At 72.7% G+C, this 26193-nt stretch carries 26 protein-coding genes; 13 read left to right on the forward strand and 13 right to left on the reverse strand.

What is annotated here, in order from left to right; all coding sequences use genetic code 11:
* The first annotated feature begins 9 nt into the window (after positions 1–9).
* Complete coding sequence (locus ACYVP9_RS14875; RefSeq protein WP_460605686.1) at positions 10–456, forward strand: MarR family transcriptional regulator; 447 nt, start codon at positions 10–12, stop codon at positions 454–456.
* Positions 457–1722 (forward strand): MFS transporter, encoded by a 1266-nt coding sequence (locus ACYVP9_RS14880; protein WP_460605687.1) that lies wholly within the window; start codon positions 457–459, stop codon positions 1720–1722.
* Positions 1723–1725: 3 nt separating this feature from the next.
* On the opposite strand, the gene ACYVP9_RS14885 is transcribed toward ACYVP9_RS14880, so the two are convergent.
* The gene (locus ACYVP9_RS14885; RefSeq protein WP_460605688.1) at positions 1726–2097 is read right to left on the reverse strand and encodes a DoxX family protein; all 372 of its coding nucleotides are present in this window, start codon (positions 2095–2097) and stop codon (positions 1726–1728) included.
* Between the two features lie 98 nt (positions 2098–2195).
* On the opposite strand from ACYVP9_RS14885, the gene ACYVP9_RS14890 reads away from it, so the two are divergent.
* Entirely contained in the window at positions 2196–4190 is a 1995-nt protein-coding gene (locus ACYVP9_RS14890) for a serine/threonine protein kinase (protein WP_460605689.1), read from the forward strand.
* Here the strand turns inward: ACYVP9_RS14890 and ACYVP9_RS14895 are convergent.
* From ACYVP9_RS14895 to ACYVP9_RS14915, 5 genes are read right to left on the reverse strand one after another with little or no spacing between them, the layout of a single operon-like run.
* Entirely contained in the window at positions 4175–4999 is an 825-nt protein-coding gene (locus ACYVP9_RS14895; RefSeq protein WP_460605690.1) for an ankyrin repeat domain-containing protein, read from the reverse strand. The two genes, ACYVP9_RS14890 and ACYVP9_RS14895, sit on opposite strands and share 16 nt — an antisense overlap.
* Positions 5000–5044: 45 nt before the next feature.
* Positions 5045–7447, reverse strand: a complete 2403-nt coding sequence (locus ACYVP9_RS14900; protein ID WP_460605691.1) for a transglutaminase-like domain-containing protein — start codon at positions 7445–7447, stop codon at positions 5045–5047.
* Positions 7444–8583, reverse strand: coding sequence for a DUF58 domain-containing protein (locus tag ACYVP9_RS14905; RefSeq protein ID WP_460605692.1), 1140 nt, complete (start codon positions 8581–8583; stop codon positions 7444–7446). Before ACYVP9_RS14905 ends, ACYVP9_RS14900 begins: the two co-directional genes overlap by 4 nt.
* Before the next feature lie 7 nt (positions 8584–8590).
* Positions 8591–9562, reverse strand: a complete 972-nt coding sequence (locus tag ACYVP9_RS14910; protein ID WP_460605693.1) for an AAA family ATPase — start codon at positions 9560–9562, stop codon at positions 8591–8593.
* Between the two features lie 18 nt (positions 9563–9580).
* Positions 9581–12964, reverse strand: coding sequence for a fibronectin type III domain-containing protein (locus ACYVP9_RS14915; protein ID WP_460605694.1), 3384 nt, complete (start codon positions 12962–12964; stop codon positions 9581–9583).
* A 517-nt stretch (positions 12965–13481) separates the two neighbouring features.
* On the opposite strand from ACYVP9_RS14915, the gene ctaD reads away from it, so the two are divergent.
* Together ctaD and serB are read left to right on the forward strand one after the other, a co-directional pair.
* Complete coding sequence (gene ctaD / locus ACYVP9_RS14920; protein WP_460605919.1) at positions 13482–15152, forward strand: aa3-type cytochrome oxidase subunit I; 1671 nt, start codon at positions 13482–13484, stop codon at positions 15150–15152.
* A 48-nt stretch (positions 15153–15200) separates the two neighbouring features.
* Positions 15201–16403, forward strand: coding sequence for a phosphoserine phosphatase SerB (gene serB, locus ACYVP9_RS14925; protein ID WP_460605695.1), 1203 nt, complete (start codon positions 15201–15203; stop codon positions 16401–16403).
* Here the strand turns inward: serB and ACYVP9_RS14930 are convergent.
* The 6 genes from ACYVP9_RS14930 to ACYVP9_RS14955 form a co-directional block, all read right to left on the reverse strand.
* Positions 16397–17017: a hypothetical protein gene (locus ACYVP9_RS14930; RefSeq protein ID WP_460605696.1), complete on the reverse strand. Its 621-nt coding sequence runs from the start codon at positions 17015–17017 to the stop codon at positions 16397–16399. The two genes, serB and ACYVP9_RS14930, sit on opposite strands and share 7 nt — an antisense overlap.
* 56 nt (positions 17018–17073) lie before the next feature.
* A complete protein-coding gene (locus tag ACYVP9_RS14935) occupies positions 17074–17769 on the reverse strand; it encodes a hypothetical protein (RefSeq protein WP_460605697.1) in 696 nt (231 codons plus the stop codon).
* Positions 17770–17851: 82 nt separating this feature from the next.
* Entirely contained in the window at positions 17852–18427 is a 576-nt protein-coding gene (locus ACYVP9_RS14940) for a hypothetical protein (RefSeq protein ID WP_460605698.1), read from the reverse strand.
* Between the two features lie 10 nt (positions 18428–18437).
* On the reverse strand, positions 18438–19004 hold the full coding sequence (locus ACYVP9_RS14945; RefSeq protein ID WP_460605699.1) for a nicotinamidase: 567 nt from the start codon (positions 19002–19004) through the stop codon (positions 18438–18440).
* 18 nt (positions 19005–19022) lie between these two features.
* Positions 19023–20294, reverse strand: coding sequence for a nicotinate phosphoribosyltransferase (locus ACYVP9_RS14950; protein ID WP_460605700.1), 1272 nt, complete (start codon positions 20292–20294; stop codon positions 19023–19025).
* 31 nt (positions 20295–20325) lie between these two features.
* Positions 20326–20886 carry a hypothetical protein gene (locus tag ACYVP9_RS14955; RefSeq protein ID WP_460605701.1) on the reverse strand — a complete coding sequence of 187 codons (561 nt, stop codon included), beginning with the start codon at positions 20884–20886 and terminating at the stop codon, positions 20326–20328.
* On the opposite strand from ACYVP9_RS14955, the gene clpS reads away from it, so the two are divergent.
* The 8 genes from clpS to ACYVP9_RS14995 all read left to right on the forward strand — a co-directional run bounded on the left by clpS (position 20885) and on the right by ACYVP9_RS14995 (position 25773).
* A complete protein-coding gene (clpS, locus tag ACYVP9_RS14960) occupies positions 20885–21193 on the forward strand; it encodes an ATP-dependent Clp protease adaptor ClpS (protein WP_460605702.1) in 309 nt (102 codons plus the stop codon). The genes ACYVP9_RS14955 and clpS overlap by 2 nt on opposite strands.
* Positions 21190–21651, forward strand: a complete 462-nt coding sequence (locus ACYVP9_RS14965) for a DUF2017 family protein (RefSeq protein ID WP_460605703.1) — start codon at positions 21190–21192, stop codon at positions 21649–21651. Before clpS ends, ACYVP9_RS14965 begins: the two co-directional genes overlap by 4 nt.
* 58 nt (positions 21652–21709) lie before the next feature.
* Positions 21710–22117: a M67 family metallopeptidase gene (locus tag ACYVP9_RS14970; RefSeq protein ID WP_460605704.1), complete on the forward strand. Its 408-nt coding sequence runs from the start codon at positions 21710–21712 to the stop codon at positions 22115–22117.
* A gap of 70 nt (positions 22118–22187) precedes the next feature.
* Positions 22188–22463, forward strand: a complete 276-nt coding sequence (locus ACYVP9_RS14975; RefSeq protein ID WP_460605705.1) for a ubiquitin family protein — start codon at positions 22188–22190, stop codon at positions 22461–22463.
* A gap of 34 nt (positions 22464–22497) precedes the next feature.
* Positions 22498–23457, forward strand: coding sequence for a PLP-dependent cysteine synthase family protein (locus ACYVP9_RS14980; RefSeq protein WP_460605706.1), 960 nt, complete (start codon positions 22498–22500; stop codon positions 23455–23457).
* Positions 23458–23480: 23 nt separating this feature from the next.
* Positions 23481–24152 carry a rhomboid family intramembrane serine protease gene (locus tag ACYVP9_RS14985; protein WP_460605707.1) on the forward strand — a complete coding sequence of 224 codons (672 nt, stop codon included), beginning with the start codon at positions 23481–23483 and terminating at the stop codon, positions 24150–24152.
* Between the two features lie 29 nt (positions 24153–24181).
* Positions 24182–24955, forward strand: coding sequence for a glutamate racemase (gene murI, locus ACYVP9_RS14990; RefSeq protein ID WP_460605920.1), 774 nt, complete (start codon positions 24182–24184; stop codon positions 24953–24955).
* A 65-nt stretch (positions 24956–25020) separates the two neighbouring features.
* Positions 25021–25773: an MBL fold metallo-hydrolase gene (locus tag ACYVP9_RS14995; protein ID WP_460605708.1), complete on the forward strand. Its 753-nt coding sequence runs from the start codon at positions 25021–25023 to the stop codon at positions 25771–25773.
* Between the two features lie 9 nt (positions 25774–25782).
* Here ACYVP9_RS14995 and ACYVP9_RS15000 read toward each other — a convergent pair whose 3' ends face one another.
* Positions 25783–26187 (reverse strand): YjbQ family protein, encoded by a 405-nt coding sequence (locus ACYVP9_RS15000; protein WP_460605709.1) that lies wholly within the window; start codon positions 26185–26187, stop codon positions 25783–25785.
* Between the last annotated feature and the right edge of the window lie 6 nt (positions 26188–26193).

Genomic DNA, 26193 nt, shown 5'->3' on the forward strand with positions numbered 1-26193 from the left:
TTTGGTCTTATGAGTTTGCGCCTGTCGGACGTCCGCGCGCTCGCCGCCGGACTCGACCGGCTGACCATCTGGCTGCGCCGGCAGGCGAGCAACGAGGTCAGCGCCTCGACCATCACCACGCTCGACCGGCTGCGTACCGAAGGCCCGTTGCGGGTGTCCGAGCTGGCCGTCCGCGAGGGCATGACGCAGCCGGGCGTGACGCTCCTGGTCAACCGGTTGGCCGAGGCGGGGTACGCCGAACGGCTGCCCGACCCGACCGACCGGCGCGCCACGCTCGTGCGCATCACCCGAGCGGGCACCGGCGTCCTCACCCGCCGCGAGGCCCAGCGCGCCGAGATCCTGCGCGACCGGCTCGCCCAGCTCGACGAGCGCGACCGTGAGCTCATCGCCGCCGCCCTGCCCGCCATCGAGCGGCTCGTTGCGACGGGTCACACCACCGATCCGAAGAAGGTCTGAATGTCTGCGCACAGTCACCACGACGTCGCGGAGAACGCCAGCCCGTTCCGCCAGCCGAAGGCGGTCTGGGCGGTCGCGTTCGCCTGCGTCATCTCGTTCATGGGCATCGGCCTGGTCGACCCGATCCTGCCGTCGCTGCGCGACAAGCTCGGCGCCACGCCCGATCAGATCTCGCTGCTGTTCACCAGCTACCTCGTCGTCACCGCCGTGGCCATGCTGGTCACCGGCTGGGTGTCCAGCCGGCTCGGCGCCAAGCGCACGCTGATCGCGGGCCTCACCCTCATCGTCCTGTTCGCGGCCGCGGCGGGTGCCAGCGGTTCCATCGACGGCATCGTCGGCTTCCGCGCCGGCTGGGGACTGGGCAACGCCCTGTTCATCGCGACCTCGCTGGCGGTCATCGTCGGTTCGGCCTCGGGGGGCTTCGGCGGCGCGATCATCCTGTACGAGACGGCGCTCGGCATCGGCATCGCGCTCGGCCCGCTGGTGGGTGGCGAGCTGGGTTCCATCAGCTGGCGCGGCCCGTTCTTCGGCGTCGCCGTCCTCATGGCCATCGCCCTGATCGCCACGATCGTGCTGCTGCCCGCCACGCCGACGCCGCACCGCAAGGAACGGCTCAGCGAGCCCATCCGCGCGCTGCGTCACCGCGCGCTCGCGACGACCAGTGGTGTCGGCCTGCTCTACAACTGGGGCTTCTTCACCCTGCTCGGCTACTCGCCGTTCCTCATGGGCGACCTGTCCCCGCAGCAGCTCGGTCTCGTGTTCTGCGGCTGGGGGCTGCTCGTGGCCGCGTTCGCGGTGTGGGGTGCGCCGTGGTTGCGCGCCCGGTTCGGCACCGCCGGCACGCTGTACGGCAACTTCGTCCTCATGGCCGCCGACCTCGCGGTCATCGCGATCTGGCACGACCGCCCGTCCGTCGTCATCGTCGCGGTGATCGTCGCCGGCGTGTTCATCGGTGTGAACAACACGCTCGTCACCACCGCCGTCATGAGCATCGCCCCGGTCGAACGCCCGGTCGCGTCCGCCACCTACGGCTTCGTCCGCTTCATCGGCGGCGGGCTGGCCCCGTTCGTCGCCGCCAAGCTGGTGACGCACTTCAACGCGACCGTGCCGTTCCTGCTCGGCGCCGGCACCGTGCTCGTCGCGGCGGTGCTGCTGGCGACCGTGCACTCCGCGCTCGTGGCGGCCGACCGGGGAGAGGCCCCGGGCGAACAGCCCGGGCTCGACGACGACGTCGCGGCCGAACCCGTCACGGCCGGCGTCCGCTGAGCGTTACGACTCGCGTCGCACCCGCAGCGCCCAGGCGATGAGCGGCAGTTGCATCGGCAGGCGCAGCACGGTTCCCGCGCGGTACGCGCGGGAATCGCTGCGTCGGGCGTCCAACGCCATCTGCACGTTGCCCGGCAGCACGGCGACGAACAGGCCCGCCGCGGCGAGCGCGCCGTGGCGGCGGGTGGCGGGGGAGAGCACCGCGGCCGCGACCGCGAGCTCCACGGCCCCCGAGCCGAACGTCCAGGTGCGGGGCGGTCCCGGCAGCTGCTCGGGGATCATCGCGTCGTAGATGCCCGGCACCGCGAAGTGCGACGCACCGGCGCCGGCCAGCAACGCCGCCAGGGCGAGGGCTCGGGTGCGGGGTCCGTTCACGCCGCACACCTTCTCACGACCCGCGCGCCGACGCCCGGTGCCGGACGGTCACGCGTTGCTACCCTCCACCTCCAGGGCAGCTTCGGGAGGTAACCGCCGTGACGCGACCGCGTCGCCCGAACGCCGCCGCGCGCGAGCTGTTCCCCGGCTACGCCGAGATCTCCGAGCTCGGGGCCGCGACCGCCTCGACCGTGTTCGCGGGCCGGGACGCCGCCTCCGGTCTCCCCGTCGTGCTGATCGTCGCCGACCTGCAGGCCGTGCCGCCGCACGTGGCAGAGGCGTTCGACCGCGACGTCCGCGCCCTGGTGCAGCTGCCGCGGCAACCGGGTCTGGTGCCGCTGCTGCGCGCCTACCGCACCGCGGACGACTTCGTCGTCTTCGTCGAGCAACCGTTCCCCCAGTCGTTCGCGGACGTGGTCCGCGACGGCCGTGCCGTGCCCGTGGCAGACGCTGCGCGGGTGGGCGTCGTCATCGGTGCGGCGCTCGAGCAGGCCCACCGCGCCGGGCTCGCCCACGGCGACGTCTCGGTGGCCCGCATCCGCATCGGCGACGACGGGCGTCCGGCGCTCGACGGTTTCGCGCTGGCCCGGCTGCAGGTGCCGGACGAGCTGCCGTCGCACGTCGCGCCGGAACTGTCCCGCGGCGACGGTCCGGTGCCGGCCACCGACGTGCACGGTCTCGCGTGCGCCCTGCACGAGATGATCACCGGACGGCCGCCGCTCGGCGCCCCCGCGCTCGCGCCCGGCGGTCTCACCGAGCTGCTCGCGCGTGCGCTTGCGCACGACCCGGCCGCGCGGCCGACGATGGCCGAGTTCGTCGCCGGCCTCACGTTCGTAGGGGCGGACGGGGACACGCCGCCGGCGTCCGTCGCACCGCGGGCCCGGCACGCCGCGCCGGACGAGACCGACACCCGGACGGACGGTGCCTCCGTCCCGGCGTCGACGGCCGCCGCGGACGACGACTGGTCGAGCCCCACGCTGTCCCGACACGCCGCTGAGCCGGACGAGCCGGTGGAGGGGGAGGCGCCCGCCGAGACGGAGGCGCAGGACGAGCCGTTCGAGCAGGTCGCCGCGGCCGGGGCCGAGACCCTCGACCCGTTGCCGGTGTCCGGCGCCGTCATGCAGGCCGAACCGGAGGCAGAGCCGGAGCCGAAGCCCGAACCCGAGCCCGAGCCCGAGCCCGAACCCGAGCCCGAACCGAAGCCCGAACCGGAGAGAACGCCGGAGCCGTCACCTCCCCAGGCGGAGGTCACGGTCCGGCGCTCCGACCTGCCCGCGGAGTTCCGGGCCGCCCCGCCGCTGTCACCCGCCGAGCCGCCCGCCGAACCGCCCGCCGAGCCAACCGCCGAGCCACCTGTCGCCCCGTCCGACGATCTCCGCGAGCCGCCGCCGGCGGACGCGACCGTCCGCCGCTCGGACCTGCCCGACGTGCCGCTCGCCCCGCCCGGCCCGGCGGACGACCGGATCGACGAGCCACCACCCCCGCCCGACGCGACGCTGCTGCGCTCGCCGTTCCGCGACGTCCCGCAGGCACCTCCCTCGTCGCCGCCCGCGGACGAGCAGACCGTGTCGCGCGGCTCGCTGTCCGGGGTGCCGCAGGCGCCGCCGTCCGGCCGGACACCGGGACTGCCGCCACAACCGCCACGTCCGGGGCACGGCGCGGCCGGGTTCGACCCGCTGCAGACCGTGGTGCGGGCCGGGCTCCAGCGCCCGGACAACGCCGAGCAGGCTCCCGCGGCCTGGCCGCCACCGTCCTCGTCCGCCCCGCAGTCCCCGCCCGACCTGCTGATCGATCCCGCCGCGTTGCGGCGCAAGATCACGATCCGGTCCGGCGGTTCGTCCCTGAGCGTCGACGAGCAACGGGTCGTCGTTCGCGCATGGTTGCGCAAAACCGAGCTCGCCTGGAACGACGTGCTGGGTTTCGAACCGCGGATGTCGGGTGTGGACGCCTCGGGCAGCGGCGGCCACCTCGTCGCGATCACGCGCAACGGCCCCGTGGAACTCCCGGCCACGAAACGGTCTCTGGCCGACCTGCGCTATCTGCACGCCCTGCTCGAGGCCTACCGCCGGCGGGCCGCTCAACCCCCGGCCTGACCACCGAACAGCGCGCGGGTGATCGGCAGGTCCAGATCGGCGACGCTGGTGCCCCACGCGTTCGGCTGCCGCGGGTCGGCACCGGCGTCGAGCAGCATCCGGCCGATCTCGACGGCTCGTTCGTCGTCGGAAGAGGACATCAGGGCCACGAACAACGCGGTGTTGCCGTCCCGGTCGACCGCGTTCGGGGACGCGCCCTCGAGGAGCAGGTAGCTCACCAGTTCGAGATGGCCTCGGACCGCCGCGGTGTGCAGCGCGGTGTAGCCCGACCGGTCGACGGGGTCCTGCGCGTCGATGTGCGCGCCGGCGCGCAGGGCACGCTTCACCTGGCGCTTGCTCCCCTCGCTCGCGCCCGAGATCAGCGACACCACGGGGTCGTCCATGTGGGCGAGAATCCGGTCCAGGGGGTCGCCCTCGAGCGGGCCCGGCGGCGGCGCCGACGACGGCGGTGCGGCGGCGCCCGATCCCTTGCCCCGGGCCCGTTGCGCGCCGGCCCGCTCGAGCGCCAGCTGCAGCAACTCCGCCGATTCGACGTGACCGGACAGGTCGGGCACGTCGGCGAGGTCGTCGGGGACGCCGGCGCGCCCACCCGCGCTGAGCATGAACCGTTGCTCACCGACCCACACCGACGTCGCCCCCATCGCGAACCGGGTGCGGGCGTAGCGCACCGATGCCACCGGCGCCTCGGCGAGGGTGCGGCCCTTGCCGTCGAGGATGCGCATCCGCTTTCCGTCGATGACGACCCACCCGGAGTTCGCCTTCGGTCGCAGCCCCTGCCAGACCGCCACGCAGGCCACGAAACGCTTCATACCCTCCATCCTGCTGCGCGGCGCGGCGTGCCGGGAGGGGGACCGCTACCCGCGTCGCCCGCGGCGCGGTCGCAAGTCCGCGAGCAGCCGACGGCGCCGCGACAACGTCCGCCGGACGGCCGCGCGCAGCAGGTCCTGGTCGCGCCAGGCCGCGGCGGCGTCCTCGTCGCGCACGACGGCGCGGGTGCTGAACAACGCGACGTTGGCGGCGTTGCCCACGCTGCCGGCGCGATGACCGGGCTCGGGCCCGAAGCGGTCGGACGTCGCGCGCGCGACCTCGCTGCTCGTCAGGCCCTGCAGGCCGGACAGTCCGCTGTCGCCGAGCACGTCCAGGGTCTCCTGCCATGCCCCCACGAGCCGTTCGCGCGGGTCGGCGAGCTCCCGCCGACGCCGGGTGCGGCGCCGATTGCGCAGCACCAGCGCGACCGGCACCGCGATCGCGATCAGGACGACGACGGCCGCGAGCACCAGCCACAGCACCGCCGACGGGGCGCGGGCGGACGGCACGTCGCTCTTCGGCCCGACCGCATTGCCCGCGTCGGACGGCACCTGGGTCACGAGCGCGTTCTGGGTCGACGACGGCGAGGCGGACGGCGTCGGACGCGCGCTGGCGCTCGGCGCCGGCGCCGGCTGTGTGTAGCGCGAGGGCGCCGCGTCGACGACGACCCAGCCCCGTCCGCGCACGAGCACCTCGGACCACGTCCAGGCCTGCCGGGACTGCACCTGGTAGGTGCCCGCCTCGACCGTCGCGCCCTCGCCGGTGCCCACCCGGAACCCGGTGACGACCCGCGCCGGCACGTTCTGCGCCCGGGCGAGCAAGGTGACGAGGGTCGCGTACTGCTCGGGGGTGGCGGCCCGCGCCGACCCCAGGATCGACGCGAGCACGCCGGCGAAGGTGTTGCCGCCGATGCGCGGGTTGTCGTCGGACGGGCTCGGGCTGGGTGTGGGCACGCCCGAGGGACGCGACGACGGTCGGCGTGACGGCGCGGTGCTCGTCGCGGACGGGCGCGCGGCGCTCGTGGTCGCGCCGCCCGAGAGCGTGTAGTTCGTACGGAAGTCGCGCACCAGCGCCTGCAGGAACCGCAGCGGGGGAGCGCCGACGGTGTTCGTCTCCGCCTGCAGCGCGGAGATGACGGTGCCGATGGACGACCGCACCGACGCGGGCAGCGACGTCGCCGACGGCGGGGCGGACGTGCCCGGCAGCGCACCCGCGGGCAGCGACTCCACCGCCGTCGGGGTGGTCGACGAGATGACGCGATAGCTCTGGCCCGCGCGCAACGACTCGGCCGGCACGATCATGCCGCTCTGCTGGTCGGTGTTGATCGCCGTGCCCAGCACGTCACGTGGCCGGTACTGGAACGGCATCCACGGAGTCTGCGCGAACGTGCCGTCCTCGACCGTGTACCGCTGCGTCACGAGCGGGCCGCGGCCACGGGCGTCGGGGTCCGGGTCGGCCGGGATCACCCCGCCGGACGGCCGGAACTCGCGCGAGAACGACCACGAGTCCCCGTCGTAGGAGTCGACGTCGGCGATGGCGACGTACCGCGACGCCGTCCGGTCGAAGGTCACCGCGAACAGCCGACGTCCGGCGTCGGACGGATCCTCCGGACGCAGCCCCGCGACGAACGCCACCGGGGTCAGCGGACGTCCGGTGTCGAGCGGCGGCGTGCGCTGCGCCGTGGCGGGCGAACCTCCGAGCGCGCCCGACTGCACGACGAACGCCGCGGCCAGGGACACGACCACGGCGACCGCGGTGCCGATGGCGAGACCGCGCAGCGGCAGCACGCCCTCGGCCTGCAGCGCCTCGGCGTCGTCGTCCTGCTCCAGCCAGGTCTGGGCCACCCGCAGCAGCAGCAGCGTCACCAGCAGCGCACCGGCGAGCAGCGCGTCGTAGCGGCGGTTGTCGTCGGGACCGGCGATGGCCCTCGTCGTGGCCGCGTAGGCGAGGCCGAAGGTCACGAGGGCAGTGGCGTACGGGACGACCGACTGCCAGCCGCGGCCGATGCACTCGCCGATGATGGCGCCGCACAGCCAGCACAGCGCGACGGGCGCGACCAGCAGCGCGCGCGGGCTGACGAGCGGCAGCGCGAACGTCAGCACCTGCGACGGCCCGTGCACGAGCCCGGTCCAGAGCTGGTCGAGGGCACCGGGCGCGCGCAGCGTCACCAGGGTCGTGAAGAAGGCGAAGCCGACCACGTCGACCAGGGCGGTCAGCCACAGCGACCGCACGCCGACGGCGATGACGACCACCGGCAGCAGCACCGACAACAGCGCGGTCCCCACGAGCGGGACGGCCATGACGGCCGCCGGGAACGCGCGCAGCCACGGCGCGCTCGCGAGCACGCACGCCACGAGGGCGAGCGGCAGCACGAGCAGCGGCACCGTGCGCCGCACGATCGCGCGCGAGCGCGGCACGGGCGTCGCGGCCGGACGGGTCGTGGTCGTCACCGGGCGACCTCGAGGTTCCACGCCGCGCACGCGTCCGCGGCGTCGGCGGCGACGATCACCCGCACGCCGCGCGGCTGGGGGGCGGGCCCCTGGTGGTCGGGATCGATCGAGATCAGGGTCAACCGCTCGAAGCGGCGGCGCAGTGACGCGAGCGCCGGCAGGTCGGTGGTGTCGAGCTCGCCGGTCACGACCACCAGCGAGGTGCCGCCGCGTGCCTGGCGCAGGGTCAGCAGCGCGGCCCGCAGCGTGCCCAGCGGGGTGGCCTTCAGACCGGTGAGGTGGTCGATCAGCGGGGTCACCTCGCGCACCCGCGGACCGCCGACAACGGTGCGGTCGGTGGTTCGCAGTTCGACCGGGGCGCGTCCGGACGAACAGGCCACCACCATCGAGGCCACGACGTCGACGGCCTCCTCGAAGGACGCCTCGGTATAGCGGGACGGCCGCTGGTCGAACAGCACCACCGAGTACGGCTGCGAGGTGTCGACGTTGTGACGGACCAGCAGGCGTCCGGCCCGGGCGGACGAACGCCAGTGCACCAGCCGGAGGTCGTCGCCCTCGACGTACTCGCGCAGGCGGTGGAACGTCACGTTGCCCTGCGGGGACGAGTCGGACGACGGCCCGTCGAGGTGGCGGGTGATGCCGACGGGCGGAGGGCGCACCGGCAGCACCTTCGGGTACACCCAGATGCGCGCGGGCTCGGCGTAGAGGCGGCGCAGTCGGAACAGATCGAACGCGTCGCGGCGGGTCAGCTCGAGCGGTGGCACGTCGAAGATGCCGCGCCGGGTCGTCGGCAGCCGGTACGCGCGGTTGCCGTGCTCGCCGCGGCGCAGCCGGGGGATGACGGTGCGCACCCGATGCGCGCCGAACGGCTGGGTGGCGACGGTGACGCCGTGGTTGCGTCGTCCGCGGTTGGCGAACGACAGCAGCGCGATGGCCGGGTCGCCCTTGGGCACACGCGGGGGCTGGATCTCGCGGTCCACCGTCAGCCGCGAGGGTTGCGACACGACCCCGAAGCCGAGGACGACGATCGCGAGCAGGCCGAGGCCGATCAGGTCGAACGCCAGCCAGTCGAGGACGAGGCCGAGCGCCAGCGCGGCGCCGCCCGCGAGCAGCGCCGCGACCCCGAAACGCGTCATCGGACGGTCACTGGCTCGACACGAGCGCCCGCGGCACCGGGACCGTCTGCACCGCGCGGGTGACGAGCTCGAGCCCCGTCCGCCCTTGCAGTTCCGCGTCGGGCTGCAGGATCACACGGTGGGCGAGCACGACCGGCGCCATGGCCTTCACGTCCTCGGGCAGCACGTACGGACGGCCGTCGACGGCCGCCGACGCGCGCGCCGCCCGCAGCAGCGCGAGGCTGCCGCGCGGCGAGACGCCCAGCCGCAACTCCGACATCGTGCGGGTGGCGGCGGAGATCGACACGATGTACTGCTCGAGCGCGGGAGCGACCTCGACCTGGCGCACCGCGTCGATCATCGCGCTCACGGCGCCGGCGTCGAGCACCGGCGACAGCCGTCCGACGGTCGCGCCCATCTTCTGCGTCCGCAGCACCTCGGCCTCGGCGTCGGCGCTCGGGTACCCGACCGAGAGCTTCATGAGGAAGCGGTCGAGCTGCGCCTCCGGGAGGATGTACGTGCCCTCCATGTCGATGGGGTTCTGCGTCGCGACGACCATGAACGGACGGGGCAGCTCGTGCCCGACACCGTCGATGCTGAGGACGCCCTCCTCCATGACCTCGAGCAGCGCCGACTGCGTCTTGGGCGACGCCCGGTTGATCTCGTCGGCGAGGACGATGTTCGCGAACACCGGTCCGGGTTTGAACTCGAAATGCTGGGTGCCCTGGTTGTAGATCGACACGCCGGTGACGTCGGACGGCAGCAGGTCGGGCGTGAACTGCACCCGGTGCCACGCCAGCGAGAGCGACGAGGCGAGCGCGCGGGCCAGTGACGTCTTGCCGGTGCCGGGCACGTCCTCGAGCAGCAGGTGTCCCTCGGCGAGCAGGCACACCACGGCGTTGCGGATGACCTCGGACTTGCCCTGGATGACGTGGCCGATGTTGTCGCACAGCCGGGCGGCGTCCTCGGCGACGCGGGTGACGGGGTCAGGTGCGCTCATCGGTGTGCTCCTCGGCTGTCAGGCGTCGGGTGGGCTGCCGTCGAGCATGATCGGGCCCGAACCGGTGGTCTGACCGTCCGCGTCCGTCCACGTCACGACAACAGTCCAACCGCTCTGACTGGGCGTGGTTGTGCATTTTCCGGCGTACTGGATGGTGGCAGGTGGCTGACCGTCCGTGTCGGCGCACGGGGCCGTGTCGTCCGGTGCGGTCAACGTGTAGGTCCAGTCCGTGCAGTCGGTGAGGGTGCCGCTGACGGCAATGTTCACGCCCTCGGCCTGCGTCGCCCCCCAGGCCGCCGTTACGGAGCCGACGGTGCACACCTTCGGCGGAGGTGGGGGCACGTAGGTGCGCGGTCCACCGACGAGGTCGACCCGCAGCCGGTGCTCGGTGCCGTCGACGGCATCGGTGTAGACAATGCGCACCTGCCAGCCGCTCGTGGTTGCACCGTACTGCTGCACGCAGTCGCCGGCGCTGACGTCGACCTGCTGTTTGAGCGGCTGGGCCGTGCCCTGTTTGAGCGGCTCGGCCGTGCTGCACTCGGTGCCGTCGGGAGCCAGGACCTGGGCGGTCATGGTCGAAACCGCCTCCTGATATTGGCCGTTGTACGAAACCGATGCCGGGCCTGCGTCCGTCCAGGTGACATTGAAATCGGCGGGGGTAAGCCCAGCCGTCGCGGCCGCACCCAGATTGACAGCCGTGCTGACGGCGGGGGAGGGCACGCCACCGAAGTACAGCGGCGGCGCCGCCCCGTCCGACTCGACGAGTGCGGCAGTCACGGTGCAGGACCCGAACAGGCCGAGCGGCAGCTGTCCGATCGTGCGCGTGACGACGGGTCCGGACGACGGATCGAACCCGGCCGCCTCAAGCGGCACCGTCACCTGGCCGCACTGGAGCGCGCTGCTCGAGGTCAGGTCGAAGCGTTCGCCGCCCACGGCCGCGCTCGAAATGCCGGCGATGGTCACCGACAGCTGGCAGGTGAGCAGTCCGGTCGACGGGCAGCTCGCGGTCACGCCGAGGCCCGGCCAGCGCGACCGGGTCGAGATCTGCCCGGCGTCCACGGTGACGGCCGCTTCGGGGTGCCCGGGCGGGCTGACCCGCGCGGTCGCTGCGTAGCGGACACCGGGACGGACGCCGTCGAAGGTGTGGGTGAGCACGCCGCTGCGCCCGTCGACGGTCGTGGTGGAGGTTTGCGCGCCGCCCGGTCCGGTCAGGACGAAGGTGACGGTGGCGCCGACACCGCCGACGGCGGCCAGGGGGTCGTCGCCGAGCGAGAGGCTCAGGGTGGTCGTGGTGGTGCCGCCGGCGTCGACGTCCGCCGGGCTGCTCGCGGACAACCGCAGTGCCGCGGTGTTCGGCGGCGCCCAGCTCGCGACGCAGGCACTCGTGGCCGACGGGGCGCCCACGGACCCGTCCGCCCCGACGCCGACGACCTGGAAGCTCAGCGAGCGACCGAGCAGCGCGCTGCCGCCGCGCAGCGCGGCGCCGGGCTGGGTGCGGGTGGTCGGGTCGGCCGGCACCTCGAGCGTGGCCGGCGCCGCCGACAGGCCGCGGCCGTCGCAGTACTGCGGGATGACCCGCCAGGTGCTCGCCGGGACGCAGTCGTCCGACTGCGCACCGCACGATCGCCAGTCGACCGTCCAGGTGCCGGTCGCGTCGGCGCGGGCGGTGACGGCGGTGGCCGCGCCGGGACCCTCGGGGCCGGTCGTGACCTGGATGGGGGCCGACGCGGTGCCCTTGCCGTTGAGGTAGGCCGTCACGCGCAGCTCGTAGCGCGTGGACGGATACAGGCCGGTCAGGTTCACGCCCTGCTGCCCCTGGACGGTCACCGACGCCGGCGCGGACGGGGCGTCACCGCTGAGCGTGCTGACCTCGACCACATAGGTGGAGGGGATGCAGTCGCCGCGGTCGGTGACCGGGTAGGTCCAGCTCAACTGCACCGACCGCGATCCCGGCACGGGCTGGCCGAACGCCGGGATGTGCGGCTTCTGCGAGGTCGCGGTGCAGTCGACGGACGTGTTCACCGGCTGGGCCGGCGTGGCGACGGCCTTCGGCGGGCCCTGCTTCGGCGGCCGCTGGGACGGGTCGTCGCCGCGGCGGCTGCGGGCCAGCGCCTCGGCGCCGCCGCCGGCGTTCACGTTGATGGCCGAACTCTTCTGGATGCGCACCGGCCCGCGGCTGCCGTCGGTGAAGATGCCCACCGCCAGCAGGTGGTTGGGCGAGTTCACGATCACGCGCGGGCCGCGGGCGACGACGGTGGAGTCGGCGAAGCCGGACGCCTCGATACGGCGCCCGCCCTGGGAGGCCACCGGGTAGCTGCCCATGCCGTCGAGCCGCTGCACCCGACCGGCGGCGTCGATCTGCAACAACCCACCGTCGCCGGTGTCGACGGTGTAGAGGCGGCCGTTGCTGACGGCCGGCGGCACGAGCACGGCGTCGCGGGCGAGTCCACGCAGCGGCGTCGGCCCGCGCAGGTCCGTGCCGTCGGCGCCGACGGACACCAGGCTCCAGCCGTCCGTGCCGTGCATCAGCCAGTTCAACCGGGTGGCGCTGTCGTGGGCCGGCAGGATCGTGTCGAGACCGGCGGGTGCGGTGACGGCCCGGTCGAGCAGGACCTGATCGCCCCGGTACACCCGCACCCGCTCCCGGTCGGCGATGCCGACGGTGCCCGCGACCCTGGCGGACGTCGGGGTGCCGTCGTAGGTCGGGCCCAGCGTGCGCGACCCGTCGTCGGCCGACACCAGCGCGGCCGGTCCCGACACGTCGCCGACCTGCTGCATCGCCAGCGTCGAACCCGGCACGCTGTCCGGGCGCACCGAGAGCCTGCGCAGCGAGCGGTCGGTGCCGGTGCCGGCGAGCAGCCAGAGGTCGTCGCCGGCGGTCGCCGCCGCTCCGGCGCCGGTCGAGACCGGCTGCGGCATCGAGCGGAAGGCCCGCGGCTTGACCGCAGCCGTGCTGGACGCCCGCTGCACGGTCGCGGCGTTGACGACGTAGGTCGACGTCCCCGTCGGACCGGTCTGGGCGATGTAGGCGAAGTTGCGGGCGGCCAGGGCGACGGCACCGGTCGCGCCCGCCCGCCGGGGCAACGGCACACCGCCGTCCGTCTTGATCACGAACCCGGTGGCGTCGACCATGTTGAACTCGCCGGTCACGCGGTTGAGCAGCAGCGTGCCGTCGGAGGTGGGGACGACCCCGACCCGGTCGGCGCGGCTCGCGCCGACCTGCTGGGCGGCATCGACGAGGCGGACGGTCGGACGTCCGGTCGCCAGGTCGACGGCCACGGGCGCGACCTGGTCGGCCAGGAAGACGGAGCCGCCGAACAGATCGAAGCTGCGGGCCTCGTCCGGCTTGACGACGAGCGAGACGACGGCGACGGCGCCGGCGACGAGCAGCAGCGCCAGCACGAGGCACACTGCCTGGCGTCGGGGAGGGGCGGCGGACGAGGTCTCGGCGCGCGGATCGGCCCGGAACGCGGCATGCTTGGCCGCAGCACCGGACGCGCGACGCGTCGACCTGCCCAACACTGCTCGTGACCCCCAGGTGTGGTTGCGACCGTGCCCGCCCGGCAGCGGACCGGCGGGCCCGCACGACGACGGGCCCGTACGTGGGACCTGCCGTCACACCCATGTGCGAGCAGCGTTAAGAGAATAACTGACGAAACGTGAATTTCACCCCACGGATGGGCCCACCCCGCCCACCCCGGCGTCGTACGCGGGGCTATTCTCGGCTCAGGCCCGGGGTGACCCGGGACGGCGCGCCGCGACACCGGCCGCCGGCGCATCACAGCAAGGGGATCGCGTGACCACCACCGCCGAGCCGCCACCGGCCGGGGCCGAGTCGACGGGCCTCACCGGGCCGCAGCCGATCGTCGCCCGTCCGTTCCCGACGCGTGCGACCAGCAGGGGCTCCTACCTCAGCAACATGCTGCGGACCACGGACCCCAAGGTCATCGGCCGTATGTACCTCGTGACGTCGTTCGTGTTCTTCGCGATCGGCGGCGTGATGGCGCTGCTGATGCGCATCGAGCTGGCCCGGCCGGGACGGCAGTACCTGTCCCAGGAGCAGTACAACCAGCTGTTCACGATGCACGGCACGATCATGCTGCTGTTCTTCGCGACGCCGATCCTCTTCGCGTTCGCCAACCTCGTGCTGCCGCTGCAGATCGGTTCTCCGGACGTCGCCTTCCCGCGCCTGAACGCCTTCAGCTACTGGCTCTACCTCTTCGGTGCGATCACCTCGACCTCGGGCTTCTTCACCCCGAACGGCGCGGCCGACTTCGGGTGGTATGCCTACTCGCCGCTGACCAACGCCGTGAACTCGCCCGGCGCCGGCGCCGACCTCTGGATCATGGGCCTGGCCATCTCGGGCCTGGGCACCATCCTCGGTGGCGTCAACATGGTGACCACGGTCATCACCCTGCGGGCCCCCGGCATGACGATGTTCCGGATGCCGATCTTCACCTGGAACATCCTGGTGACGAGCCTGCTGATCCTGCTCGCCTTCCCGATCCTGACCGCCGCGCTGCTCGTGCTCTACGTCGACCGGCACATGGGGTCGGTGGTGTTCGAGGCCGACAACGGTGGCGCCATCCTGTGGCAGCACCTGTTCTGGTTCTTCGGGCACCCCGAGGTCTACATCGTGGCGTTGCCGTTCTTCGGCATCGTCACCGAGATCATCCCGGTCTTCAGCCGCAAGCCGCTGTTCGGCTACAAGGGCATGATCCTGGCGACGCTGTCGATCGCCGCGCTGTCGCTGACCGTGTGGGCGCACCACATGTTCACCACCGGCGCGGTGCTACTGCCGTTCTTCTCGGTGATGACGTTCCTGATCGCCGTCCCCACCGGCATCAAGTTCTTCAACTGGATCGGCTCGATGTGGCGCGGATCGATCACCTTCGAGTCGCCGATGCTGTTCTCGGTCGGCTTCATGGTGACGTTCCTGTTCGGCGGCCTCACCGGTGTGCTGCTGGCCAGCCCGCCGGTCGACTTCCACGTCGCCGACAGCTACTTCGTCATCGCGCACTTCCACTACGTGCTGTTCGGCACGATCGTGTTCGCGGTGTACGCGGGCGTCTACTTCTGGTTCCCGAAGTTCACCGGCCGCTACCTCGACGAGCGCCTGGGCAAGTTCCACTTCTGGCTCACGTTCGTGGGCTTCCACATGACGTTCCTCGTGCAGCACTGGCTCGGTGCCGAGGGCATGCCTCGCCGCTACGTCGATTACCTGCCGGGTGACGGCTTCACCGGCCTGAACACCTTCTCGACCATCGGGTCGTTCGTGCTCGGCGCCTCGCTGCTGCCGTTCATCTACAACTGCTACAAGTCCTACCGCTACGGCGAGATCGTCACCGCCGACGACCCGTGGGGCTTCGGCAACTCGCTCGAGTGGGCCACGTCCTCCCCGCCGCCGCGGCACAACTTCACGTCGATCCCGGCGATCCGGTCCGAGCGCCCGGCGTTCGAGGCGCACTACCCGCACCTCATCGAGCGGCTCGAGCGTGAGGCGCACGCCGGCGGGCGCAAGCACAAGAACCCCCAGCCCGCACTGGCGAACGGCCGCGCCGGCCAGAAGGACCCGACTCCGGGCGGCTGACGCGGCACCGGCCCCGCGCCGGTCCGCGTCGCCCGGCGACGCTCCTCCATGCAGCCCACCTCGGTGCTGGCCACCCTGACCGGTCGCGACCGGCCAGGGGTCACGTCCTCCTTCTTCGCGTCGCTGGCCGCCCACGACGTCGACGTCCGCGACGTCGAGCAGGTGGTCATCCGCGACCGGCTCGTGCTGGCGGTGCTGTTCGACCTGCGCGGTGACGCGACCGCGCTGCGGTCGTCGGTGACGCGGGCGGCGCACGCGCTCGGCATGGAGTGCGAGGTCGCGATCGCCGACGAGCCCCGCCCGTCCCGCTCCGAGCGCGGGTCGCGCCAGCACGTGATCGTCATCGGACGGCCCCTGCGGCCCGGCGGCGTGAGCCACGTGGCCCAGCGCATCGCCGACGTCGAGGCGAACATCGAGTCGATGACCCAGCTGTCGAGCGAACCCGCCTCGAGCATCGAGATGATCGTGCGCGCACCCGACCCCGTCGCGCTGCGGGCGGGTCTGGTGCGGGCGGCGGACGAGACCGGCCTCGACATCGCCGTCGAGCCGGCCGGCCTGCGTCGCCGGGCCAAGCGGCTGGTGGTCATGGACGTCGACTCGACCCTCATCCGCGACGAGGCCATCGACGTGCTGGCCGAGCGCGCCGGGGTGGGTGCGCAGGTCGCCGAGATCACCGAGCGGGCGATGTCCGGCGAGCTCGACTTCACCGCGTCGCTGCGGGCCCGCGTCGCCTTGCTGAAGGGCCTGACGCGCGCCGAGCTCGACGCCGTCCGCGACTCCCTCGAACTCACACCGGGCGCTCGGACCTTCGTGCGCACGCTGCGTCGGCTCGGCTTCCACGTGGGTGTCGTCAGCGGCGGGTTCACCTTCGTCACCGACCGGTTCGTCTCCGAACTCGACCTCGACTTCGCCGCCGCGAACGAGCTGGAGATCGTCGACGGCGTCGTCACGGGACGGGTGCTCGGCGACATCGTCGATCGAGCCGGAAAGGCCCGGGCGCTGCGCGACTTCGCGGCCCGCTTCGGCGTCCCCGCCTCGCAGACGGTCGCGGTGGGCGACGGCGCCAACGACATCGACATGCTCGAGGCCGCCGGCCTGGGCGTGGCGTTCAACGCCAAGGCGGCACTGCGCCGCGCCGCCGACACGTCCGTGAACCTGCCCTACCTCGACACGATCCTGTTCGTGCTCGGCATCTCCGCCGAGGACGTCGCCGAGGCCAACGACGACGCGTCCGTCGGTCCGGGTCAGTAACCCCGGACGGGCGCCGGGGACCGCCGGGTGCCGCACAACGCGCCGACGCCCAGCAGCGCGAACCCACCGACCGCCGCCCAGAAGCCGACCGTCGTCGCGCCGAAGTACTCGCCGTACGGCGGGTCGGGCACGTTGCCGCCGGTCACGTCCAGCAGGTCGATGGCCACGAAGGTGAGACCGACCGCCGCGGCGGCGACGAGCGCCCCGATCAGCCGCAGCGCCGGGACGGCCCGGCTCGGCACGTTGGCGGCGAGGGCGAGACCGAAGCAGGCCAGCAGCAACGCCCACGACAACCAGCTGAAGTAGTGCACCGCCACCGGTTCGACGGTCACGTTCGGGTTGATCTCGATGCGCGAGATGACGGTGCCGATCAGGGAGAACGACCCGCTGCGGTCGGTGCCGGCGTGCACCATCCCCTCGTCGAACCACGGCAGGCCGACGAAGCTCGCCAGCACCGCGCCCGCGCCCACCGCGGTGGCGAGGGGGCCGAGCACGCCCACCCGCCTGCGTGCGCCCGCGGGCTGCGCGGCCGGGTGGAAGGACGCCCCGGCAGGGGTCGGCGCGACGGCCGGGTAGTAGGGCTGGGACCACGTCTGCGGCTCGGTGTGCGTCATGCCCCCGACGCTACGAACGCAGTTTGCAGATGTGAATCGGAAGGTCTTCCCAGGCGTCAGGCCCGGCGGCGCGAGCCCGTCACGGCACCGATCGCCATGAGCACCAGCCCACCGGCGACGACGTAGTTGCCGAGACCGTTCTTCAAGTAGTCACCTGCGCCGCTCGAGTCGTCCAGGATCGGCCCGAACACCGTGTACGCGGCGCCGGCCAAGCCGATCACCAGGCCGACGACGCGGAAGGTCGGCGCCGCGCCGGTCGGCAGACAGGCGACGATCGCGCACACCAGCGTGACGCCCAGCAGCACGAAGGCGGCCCACTGGAAGTAGGCCTTGGTCAACGCGAAGTCGTCGAACCGGCCCGCGTCGACCGCGTCCCGGAAGTCGAGGAACTTCCGATCACCGATCTTTCGAAGCCACGCGAACGCGAACAACCCCACCAGCGCCGCGGCCGTGCCCAGAACGGCGAGGATCAACCCGGTCACGCCCACGGCCCGTTCCGGACGCCGCGGCGCCCCATAGGGCGACTGCCCGTACTGCTGCGGCGGCTGGCCGTACTGCTGCCCGTACGTGAGCGGGGACGACTGCGCCTGCCCGTATCCCGGTGATGTCTGGCCGTACTGCTGCTGGCCGTACTGCTGCGCGGGCGGTTGGCCGTACTGCTGCGTCGGCTGATGACCACCCGGCGCCGATCCGGGTCGGGTGAACACGGTCTTCTCGTCGTCCGGCGATCCGGAGGGCGTCCCCTGCGTCATGCGCGAGAACGTAGCCCGCGCGGACGGCCGGGGGCAGACCCTCGCGCGAAGTCGTCCGGTATGCGAGGAAGAAGAGCGTCGCTCAGACCTTGCGCGGGCCGATCGCCGCGCCGACGCCGATGAGCACGAAGCCGGCCACGGCCAGGTAGAACCCGATGCGCGCGTTGCCGAGCCACACCGTGTAGCTGCGCGCGTCGTTGACCTGGACGGCGAGGAAGCTCAGGCCGGCCGCGGCGAACGACGTCACGACGCCGACCACCCGCAGCGCGCGCAGCGCCGGGGACGGGAAGCTCGACCCGACGGCGCACGCGGTGCCGATGACCATGAACGTCCAGGCGAACCAGTTGAAGTAGGCCGTGGCGAAACCGGTGGTGCCCTCGCTGCCCGAGATGTCACCGAAGGTGATGTTGCCGCCGAAGGAGCCGGGCACCTCGACGGCGAACCAGTCGAGCGCCGTGAAGCAGACGATCAGCAGCACGGCGCCGAGCAATGCGCAGACCATGCCCGCGATGCCGAAGCGCTCGTTGCCCTCGGTGCCGAAGGGGTTCTCGTGCCGGTAGCCGGGCTGCGCGACCGGCTGGGCGTAGGGGTCCCGACCGAACTGCGTCGTGGGCTGCTGCGCCGGGTCCCGCCGCGGGTCGTTCGGGTACTGGCTCATGATCCGGACCCTAGCTCTCCAGCGGGGTTCCGACGAGCACGACGCCCGCGTCGCGCAACTCGTCGAGGGCGCCGGCAACGGTCTCGGGAGCGACCCCCGCGGTGAGGTCGAGCCGCACGGTGGTGGCGAAGCCGTGGCGGACGGCGTCGAGCGCGGTCGCCCGCACGCAGTGGTCGGTGGCGATGCCACCGATCTCGACCTGGTCGACGCCACGCTCGCGCAGCCACTCGGCCAGCGGCGTGCCGTCGGCGGTGCCCTCGAACCCGGAGTAGGCCGCGGTGTACTCGCCCTTGTCGAACACGGCCTCGATGCGGGACGTGTCGAACTCCGGGTGCAGGTCCACGCCACCGGTGCCCACCACGCAGTGACGCGGCCAGCTCGACACGTAGTCCGGCGTCTCGGAGAAGTGGTCTCCCGGGTCGATGTGGTGGTCGCGGGTGGCGACGGCGTGGTCGTACCCGCCGTCGGCGAGGCGGGCGCTCATGCGCCGGGCCACCTCGCCGCCACCGGCGACGGCGAGCGACCCGCCCTCGCAGAAGTCGTTCTGGACGTCGACCACGATGACCGCATTCGCCATGCCGTCAGCCTAGAACGGTCAGTCGAACCGGGTCGGGATCGCGGGCTCGCCGCGCGAGAGCTTGAGCCCGTCCCACGGCAGCGTGACGGTGGCGGCCCGCAACCGCTCGCGGGCCTCGTCCAGCGACCCCGGGGCGACGACCTCGCCGCCGCGCACGAGCGGCACCTGCAGCAGCCGCTCGCCCTCACCCGGTTCGACGTCCGTCCGGACGGTGACGATCTCCTCGGTCGCGGTGCCGCTCGGCTTGTGCGCGCGCAGCGCGGTCTTGCGTCCGCCCCTGCTGCTCTTGTGCTCCGAGCGTTTCGCGACCGGACGTCCGTCGACCTCGACGAGCTTGTAGACCATGCCGGCGGTCGGGGCGCCCGAGCCGACCACGACGGCGGTGCCCGCGCCGTAGGTGTCGACGGGGGTCGCGGCGAGGGCGGCGATCGCGTACTCGTCCAGGTCGCCGCTGACGACGATGCGCGTGCCGGTCGCGCCGAGGGAGTCGAGCTGCTCGCGAGCGTGGCGGGCCATGACGCCGAGGTCGCCCGAGTCGATGCGGACGGCACCCAGCCTCGGCCCGGCGACGGCCACGGCGGTCTCGATGCCGCGGGCGATGTCGTAGGTGTCGACCAGCAGCGTGGTGCCGACGCCGAGCGAGTCGATCTGCGCCGCGAACGCGTCGCGCTCGTCGTCGTGCAGCAGCGTGAAGGCGTGGGCCGCCGTGCCGGCGGTCGGCACCCCGTAGCGGCGCGCGGCCTCGAGATTGGACGTCGACGCGAAGCCGGCGAGGTACGCCGCGCGGGCGGACGCGACGGCCGCCTGCTCGTGGGTGCGTCGCGACCCCATCTCGATGATCGGACGGCCCGCCGCCGCGGTGACCATGCGCGCGGCGGCCGCGGCGACGGCGCAGTCGTGGTTGAGGATCGACAGCGTCAGCGTCTCGAGCACCACCGCCTCGGCGAAGGTGCCGGTCACGGTCAGCACCGGCGAACCGGGGAAGTACAGCTCGCCCTCGGGGTAGCCGTCGATGTCGCCGCCGAACCGGTAGCCGACCAGGAATTCCGCCGCCGTGTCGTCGACGACGTCCTGCTCGCGCAGGGCGGTCACCGTGGCCTCGTCGAACCGGAAGTCGCGCAGTGCGTCGAGCAGGCGCCCGGTGCCGGCCACGACCCCGTAGCGGCGGATCTCGGGCAGGCGGCGCGCGAACACCTCGAAGACGCAGTGCCGGTGCGCGGTGCCGTCACGCAGGGCCGATCCGAGCATGGTCAGCTCGTAGCGGTCGGTGAGCAGGGCGGTGCTCGTCATGTCCCGATCGTGTCAGAGGCCGGTGCGGCACTCAGCCGCGGCGCGGCCCGCGGGTGCCCGCCAGAGTCATGAGCAGGAAACCGCCGAAGGCCGCGTACGCCCCGTACGACGCGTTGTGCCACACCGGGTGATCGGCCCCACCGGCCGCTTCCTGCGCGTTGAACAGCTGCGCCAACGCGTAGTAGGTGGCGACCAACCCGAGTGCCCCGGCCAGGAACGCCAGCACCCGGAGCGGGTCGCTGAGGCGCGTCGGCAGGTTCGCGAGCAGGGCCGCGGCGGCGGACACGATCAGCAGGGTCCAGCCGAACCATCCGAAGTAGGCGGCGGCGACGGCCGCGTCCAGCGACGTCGCGTTGGCGTGCAGGTCGGTGCGGGTGAATCCGGTGTCGGCGACGTTCACGCCGTCCTCGACCGTGTACCACTGCAGGCCGCCCTGGGCGGCGAGCACGAGCAGGCCGCCGAGCAGCGTCAGCAGCAGGTTGCCGGAACGCACCTGCAGCCGCGCCGCCGCGCGCTCGTCCTGCGTCCCGGCGGTCACCTCGGCACCGTAGCCCAGCTCCCCGCGCGGCGGCCCGTGCCACGATGGAGTCATGCCGGGCACCCTCAGTCCGCCGCAGGAGGACGTCGACGTCGCGAGCGCGACCGGTGACGTGCTGCCCGATCCGGACCGGCCCTGGATCACGATCGTGTGGAACGACCCGGTCAACCTCATGTCGTACGTGACGCACGTGTTCATGGAGGTGTTCGGGTACGCGAAGCCGAAGGCCGAGAAGCTGATGCTCGACGTGCACCACAAGGGACGCGCCGTGGTCTCGTCCGGCACCCGCGAACGGATGGAGCTCGACGTCAACACCCTTCACGGCTACGGCCTCTGGGCCACGCTCGAACAGCAGACGTGAGACTGCGCGAGAAACCGCTGCGGCTCGAACTGGGTCCCGGCGAGAACAAGCTGCTCGACGGCCTGCTCGACGAGCTCGGGCAGCTGCTCGAGGCCGACGACCCCGACGACGCCGCCCGGCAGCGGTTGTTCCCGTCCGCGTATCCGGACGATGCGGACGCCGAGGCCGAGTACCGCTCGATCACCGAGACCGGCCTGCGCGACGACCGGTTGGCCCGCATCGAGGAGTGTGCGGCGGACCTCGCGGACGGGTCGGCCACGATCGCGCTCGCCGACGAGGCGGCCGTGCGCCGCTGGATCCAGGTGCTCAACGACCTGCGGCTCGCGCTCGGCACCCGCCTCGGCGTCACCGAAGAGCCACCGGAGATCGATCCCGACGACCCGGCCATGCACCCGTGGGCGGTGTACCACTGGCTGACCGCGGTGCAGGACACCGTGGTGAACGCGGTCATGCCCTGACCCACAGTGCGAGCGGGGCGGCCCGGACGCCGAATCCCGACCGGTACGCTCGGAAATCGTGCTGCGCATCGACCGTGCGATCCACGACGAGATCGTGGCCCACGCCCGCCGGGACCATCCGGACGAGGCGTGCGGCGTCGTCGCCGGACCCGAGGGCAGCGACGAACCGCGCCGGTTCGCGCCGATGCTGAACGCGGCCCGCTCGCCGACGTTCTACGAGTTCGACTCGGCCGACCTGCTCGCGCTGTACAAGGAGATGGACGCGAACGACGAGGAACCCGTCGTCGTGTACCACTCGCACACCGCCACCGAGGCCTACCCGTCGCGCACCGACATCAGCTACGCGTCCGAGCCCAACGCTCACTACGTGCTGGTGTCGACCCGCGACGAGGACGCCGTCGAGTTCCGGTCCTTCCGGATCGTCGACGGCGAGGTCACGGAGGAACCGGTGGAGATCCGCGACTGACCGCGGGACGTTTTTCGGCCCGCCGGACGTTCACCCCACAAGCACGCACCCGACCCAGGAGTCCTGACACATGGCCATCGAGGTCAAGATCCCGACCATCCTGCGCACCTACACCGGCGGCGAGAAGACCGTCGAGGGCAAGGGCGACACCCTGACGGCGCTCATCGACGACCTCGACAGCCGGCACGAGGGCATCAAGGGCCGTCTCGTCACCGACGAGGGCGCCCTGCACAAGTTCGTGAACATCTACGTCAACGACGAGGACGTGCGCTTCACCGGCTCCCTCGACACGTCGCTGTCGGACGGCGACTCGGTGACGATCCTCCCCGCCGTCGCGGGCGGCTGATCTCTCGGCGGACCTCCGGAGGGAGGCGGACGGCATGACGCGATACGAGTCGCTGCTCGAGGCGGTCGGGGACACCCCGCTCGTCGGGCTGCCGCGGTTGTCCCCGCGCTGGGACGGCGAGAACCCGGTGCGGCTGTGGGCCAAGCTCGAGGACCGCAACCCGACCGGGTCCATCAAGGACCGCGCCGCGCTGGCGATGATCCGGGCGGCCGAGGCCGAGGGCCGGTTGACCCCGGGCTGCACGATCCTCGAGCCGACGTCCGGCAACACCGGCATCTCGCTGGCCATGGCGGCCAAGCTCGCCGGCTACGGGCTCGTCTGCGTCATGCCCGAGAACACCTCCACCGAGCGGCGGCAGCTGCTCGAGATGTTCGGTGCGCGCATCATCTCCTCGCCGGCCGCGGGCGGCTCGAACCAGGCCGTGGCGACCGCCAAGGAGCTGGCGAAGCAGTATCCCGACTGGGTCATGCTGTACCAGTACGGCAACGCCGCCAACGCCCAGGCCCACTACGAGGGCACCGGTCCCGAGCTGCTGCGCGACCTGCCGACGATCACCCACTTCGTGGCCGGTCTCGGCACCACCGGCACGCTGATGGGCACGGGGCGCTACCTGCGCGAGAAGGTGCCCGACGTGCAGATCGTCGCCGCCGAGCCGCGCTACGGCGACCTCGTCTACGGCCTGCGCAACATCGACGAGGGCTTCGTGCCCGAGCTCTACGACGACACCGTGCTGACCCGGCGGTTCTCGGTCACGTCCTACGACGCGCTGCGCCGCACCCGCGAGCTCATCGAGGGCGAGGGCATCTTCGCGGGCGTGTCCACGGGCGCGATCCTGCACGCCGCGCTGTCGATCGCCGAGAAGATCGGGCCCGACCAGCGCGCCGACGTGGCGTTCGTGGTCTGCGACGGCGGCTGGAAGTACCTGTCGACGGGCGCCTACACCGGCACGCTGCAGCAGGCGGCCGAACGGCTCGAGGGCCAGCTCTGGGCCTAGGGTCCGGGCCTACCCTGAACCCCGTGACCGCCGCCCGCCGCTCGTTCCTGCGCCCCGGCGCCGGTGCGTCGGCGTCGCCCGGGACCCGGCCGGCACCGCAGGGCTGGCGCTACTGGGTCAGCCCGGGCACGTGGCCGGGCGCGTTCGTGCTCATGGTGCTGTTCGCCGGCGTGCTGTGGGCGATCCAGGCCGTCAACGCGGTGCATCCGCTGATCGAGTACGGCCTGCGCCCGCGCGACGCGGTCGGTCTCCGCGGCGTCGTCACCGAACCCTTCCTGCACGGCAGCTGGGACCACCTCGCCTCGAACACGCTGCCGCTGGTGCTCATCGGCTGGGTCGTGCTGCTCGCGGGTGTGCGCGAGTGGCTGGTCGTCAGCGGCGTGGTGGTCGTCGTCGGTGGTCTGCTCACCTGGCTGATCGCACCGGGCAACCAGGTGATCGTCGGGGCGAGCGGGCTCGTGTTCGGCTGGCTGGGATACCTCATCGCCCGCGCCGTCTTCAGCCGCGCGTTCCGCTGGATCGTCTCCGCGGGCATCGTCATGCTCGTGTTCGGCACGCTGCTGTTCGGGCTGCTGCCCACGCAACCCGGCGTCTCCTGGCAGGCGCACGTCTGCGGGTTCGCGGCGGGCATCCTCGTCGCCGCGCTGCTGTACGACCCACGCGGCGGACCCGGCGCCCTGGCCCGGCGCCCGTGAGCGCCGAGCGGGACGCGCCGATCGGCGTCATGGACTCCGGTGTGGGCGGCCTGACGGTGGCCCGCGCCGTGCTCGACCAGCTGCCGCACGAGGCGCTGCACTACGTCGGCGACACCGCGAACAGCCCGTACGGCCCGAAGCCCATCGCCGAGGTGCGCCGGCACGCCCTCGCCGTCATGGACGAGCTGGTCGGCACCGGCGTCAAGGCGCTCGTCATCGCGTGCAACAGCGCGAGCTCCGCCTGCCTGGCCGACGCGCGCGAGCGCTACGACGTGCCCGTCGTCGAGGTGGTGCGGCCGGCCGTCCGCCGCGCCGTGGCCGCGACCCGCAACGGTCGCGTCGGCGTCATCGGCACGGTCGCGACCGTCACCAGCGGCGCCTACCAGGATGCGTTCGGGGCAGCCCCCGACATCGAGGTGACCGCGGCCGCGTGCCCCCGCTTCGCCGAGTTCGTCGAGCGCGGCGTCACCAGCGGACGCCAGCTGCTCGGTCTCGCCGAGGCCTACCTCGCCCCGCTGAACGCGGCCGACGTCGACACCCTCGTGCTCGGCTGCACGCACTACCCCCTGCTGACCGGGTTGCTGTCGGTGGTGATGGGCGACGGCGTCACGCTCGTGTCCAGCGCCGAGGAGACCGCCAAGGACGTCTACCGGATGCTCACCGCGCACGACCTGCTACGCCCCGACGACGCCCCGCCGCCGCAGCACGTGTTCCGCGCGACCGGCGCGCAGGAGCCGTTCCGGCGTCTCGGCCACCGCTTCCTCGGCCCGGAGTTGACGGCGGCCACGACCCGCGTCGGCTGACCCGGCGGCGGCGGTGCGGCCTGAGTATCGTTCGGGCGGACGCCGGAACCGTTGGAGGACCCCGTATGAAGCTCACCGTGCTGGGGTGCTCCGGCAGCCTGCCCGGACCGGACTCCCCGGCGTCGGGCTACCTCGTCGAGGCGGACGGTTTCCGGCTGCTCGTCGACCTCGGCCACGGCGCGTTCGGCGCCCTGCAGCGCTACGTCGACCCGGCCGACGTCGACGCGATCGTCATCACGCACCTGCACGCCGACCACTGCATCGACCTGACCGCCTACGTGGTGGCGCTGCGCTACGGCGGCGCCGGGTACGGGCTGGCCGAGGGGCAGATCCCGCTGATCGGCGTGCCCGGCACGCGCGACCGCATCGAGGCTGCGTACGACCCGCTGGCCCGCAAGCTGTCGCTGCACGAGATCTTCTCGTTCGCCAAGCCCGTCGCCGGTGAGCTGGGGCCGTTCCGCATGTCCTACGCGGGGGTGAACCACCCGGTGCCGACCAACGCCGTCCGCATCGAGCACGACGGTCACGCGCTGGTCTACTCCGGCGACACCGGCGACAGCCCCGCGCTGGTCGACCTGGCCGCGGGGGCGGACGTGCTGCTGTGCGAGGCGTCCGTCGGCCCGGACGAGGTCCTCATCCCCGACCTGCACATGACCGGCGCGATGGCCGGCGAGCACGCCCACAAGGCGGGCGTCGAGCGGTTGATCGTCACGCACGTGCCGCCGTGGAACTCGCGCGAGGTGGCGGCCGAGGAGGCCGCCACGGTGTTCGACGGCCCGATCGACATCGCCACGCCGGACGCGGTCTTCGAGATCTGATGTCCCGGCTCAGCCGGCCAGGAACGACAACCGCACCTGCCGCACGGCGTTGTCGACGTTGGTGTCGACGAGGCAGATCGACTGCCAGGTGCCCAGCTGCGTCCGTCCGCCGATCACCGGCACGGTGACGGACGGCGCGATGATCGCCGGCAGCACGTGGTCACGGCCGTGGCCGGGGCTGCCGTGGGCGTGGCGCCACCGCCCGTCGCGCGGCAACAGATCGTCCAGCGCGCTCAGCAGGTCGTCGTCGCTGCCGGCGCCGGTCTCGAGGATGGCCACGCCCGCGGTCGCGTGCGGCACGAAGACGGACAGCAGCCCGTCCTGTTCGTCCGCGACGAACCGGTCGCAGTCGCGGGTGAGGTCGTGAACGGCGGCCGTGCCGCCCGTGCGGACGTCGATGGTCTCGCTGCGCATGACCTC

Source organism: Jatrophihabitans fulvus (assembly GCF_054781375.1).

Excerpts from the sequence above, each read along its gene's own strand:
- ACYVP9_RS14875 (WP_460605686.1), top strand. The coding sequence starts at position 10 with ATGAGTTTGCGCCTGTCGGACGTCCGCGCGCTCGCCGCCGGACTCGAC.
- ACYVP9_RS14880 (WP_460605687.1), top strand. The coding sequence starts at position 457 with ATGTCTGCGCACAGTCACCACGACGTCGCGGAGAACGCCAGCCCGTTC.
- ACYVP9_RS14895 (WP_460605690.1), bottom strand. The coding sequence starts at position 4,999 with ATGAAGCGTTTCGTGGCCTGCGTGGCGGTCTGGCAGGGGCTGCGACCG.
- ACYVP9_RS14905 (WP_460605692.1), bottom strand. The coding sequence starts at position 8,583 with ATGACGCGTTTCGGGGTCGCGGCGCTGCTCGCGGGCGGCGCCGCGCTG.
- ACYVP9_RS14910 (WP_460605693.1), bottom strand. The coding sequence starts at position 9,562 with ATGAGCGCACCTGACCCCGTCACCCGCGTCGCCGAGGACGCCGCCCGG.
- ctaD (WP_460605919.1), top strand. The coding sequence starts at position 13,482 with ATGCTGCGGACCACGGACCCCAAGGTCATCGGCCGTATGTACCTCGTG.
- serB (WP_460605695.1), top strand. The coding sequence starts at position 15,201 with ATGCAGCCCACCTCGGTGCTGGCCACCCTGACCGGTCGCGACCGGCCA.
- ACYVP9_RS14930 (WP_460605696.1), bottom strand. The coding sequence starts at position 17,017 with ATGACGCACACCGAGCCGCAGACGTGGTCCCAGCCCTACTACCCGGCC.
- ACYVP9_RS14935 (WP_460605697.1), bottom strand. The coding sequence starts at position 17,769 with ATGACGCAGGGGACGCCCTCCGGATCGCCGGACGACGAGAAGACCGTG.
- ACYVP9_RS14940 (WP_460605698.1), bottom strand. The coding sequence starts at position 18,427 with ATGAGCCAGTACCCGAACGACCCGCGGCGGGACCCGGCGCAGCAGCCC.
- ACYVP9_RS14945 (WP_460605699.1), bottom strand. The coding sequence starts at position 19,004 with ATGGCGAATGCGGTCATCGTGGTCGACGTCCAGAACGACTTCTGCGAG.
- ACYVP9_RS14950 (WP_460605700.1), bottom strand. The coding sequence starts at position 20,294 with ATGACGAGCACCGCCCTGCTCACCGACCGCTACGAGCTGACCATGCTC.
- clpS (WP_460605702.1), top strand. The coding sequence starts at position 20,885 with ATGCCGGGCACCCTCAGTCCGCCGCAGGAGGACGTCGACGTCGCGAGC.
- ACYVP9_RS14955 (WP_460605701.1), bottom strand. The coding sequence starts at position 20,886 with ATGACTCCATCGTGGCACGGGCCGCCGCGCGGGGAGCTGGGCTACGGT.
- ACYVP9_RS14975 (WP_460605705.1), top strand. The coding sequence starts at position 22,188 with ATGGCCATCGAGGTCAAGATCCCGACCATCCTGCGCACCTACACCGGC.
- ACYVP9_RS14980 (WP_460605706.1), top strand. The coding sequence starts at position 22,498 with ATGACGCGATACGAGTCGCTGCTCGAGGCGGTCGGGGACACCCCGCTC.
- murI (WP_460605920.1), top strand. The coding sequence starts at position 24,182 with ATGGACTCCGGTGTGGGCGGCCTGACGGTGGCCCGCGCCGTGCTCGAC.
- ACYVP9_RS14995 (WP_460605708.1), top strand. The coding sequence starts at position 25,021 with ATGAAGCTCACCGTGCTGGGGTGCTCCGGCAGCCTGCCCGGACCGGAC.
- ACYVP9_RS15000 (WP_460605709.1), bottom strand. The coding sequence starts at position 26,187 with ATGCGCAGCGAGACCATCGACGTCCGCACGGGCGGCACGGCCGCCGTT.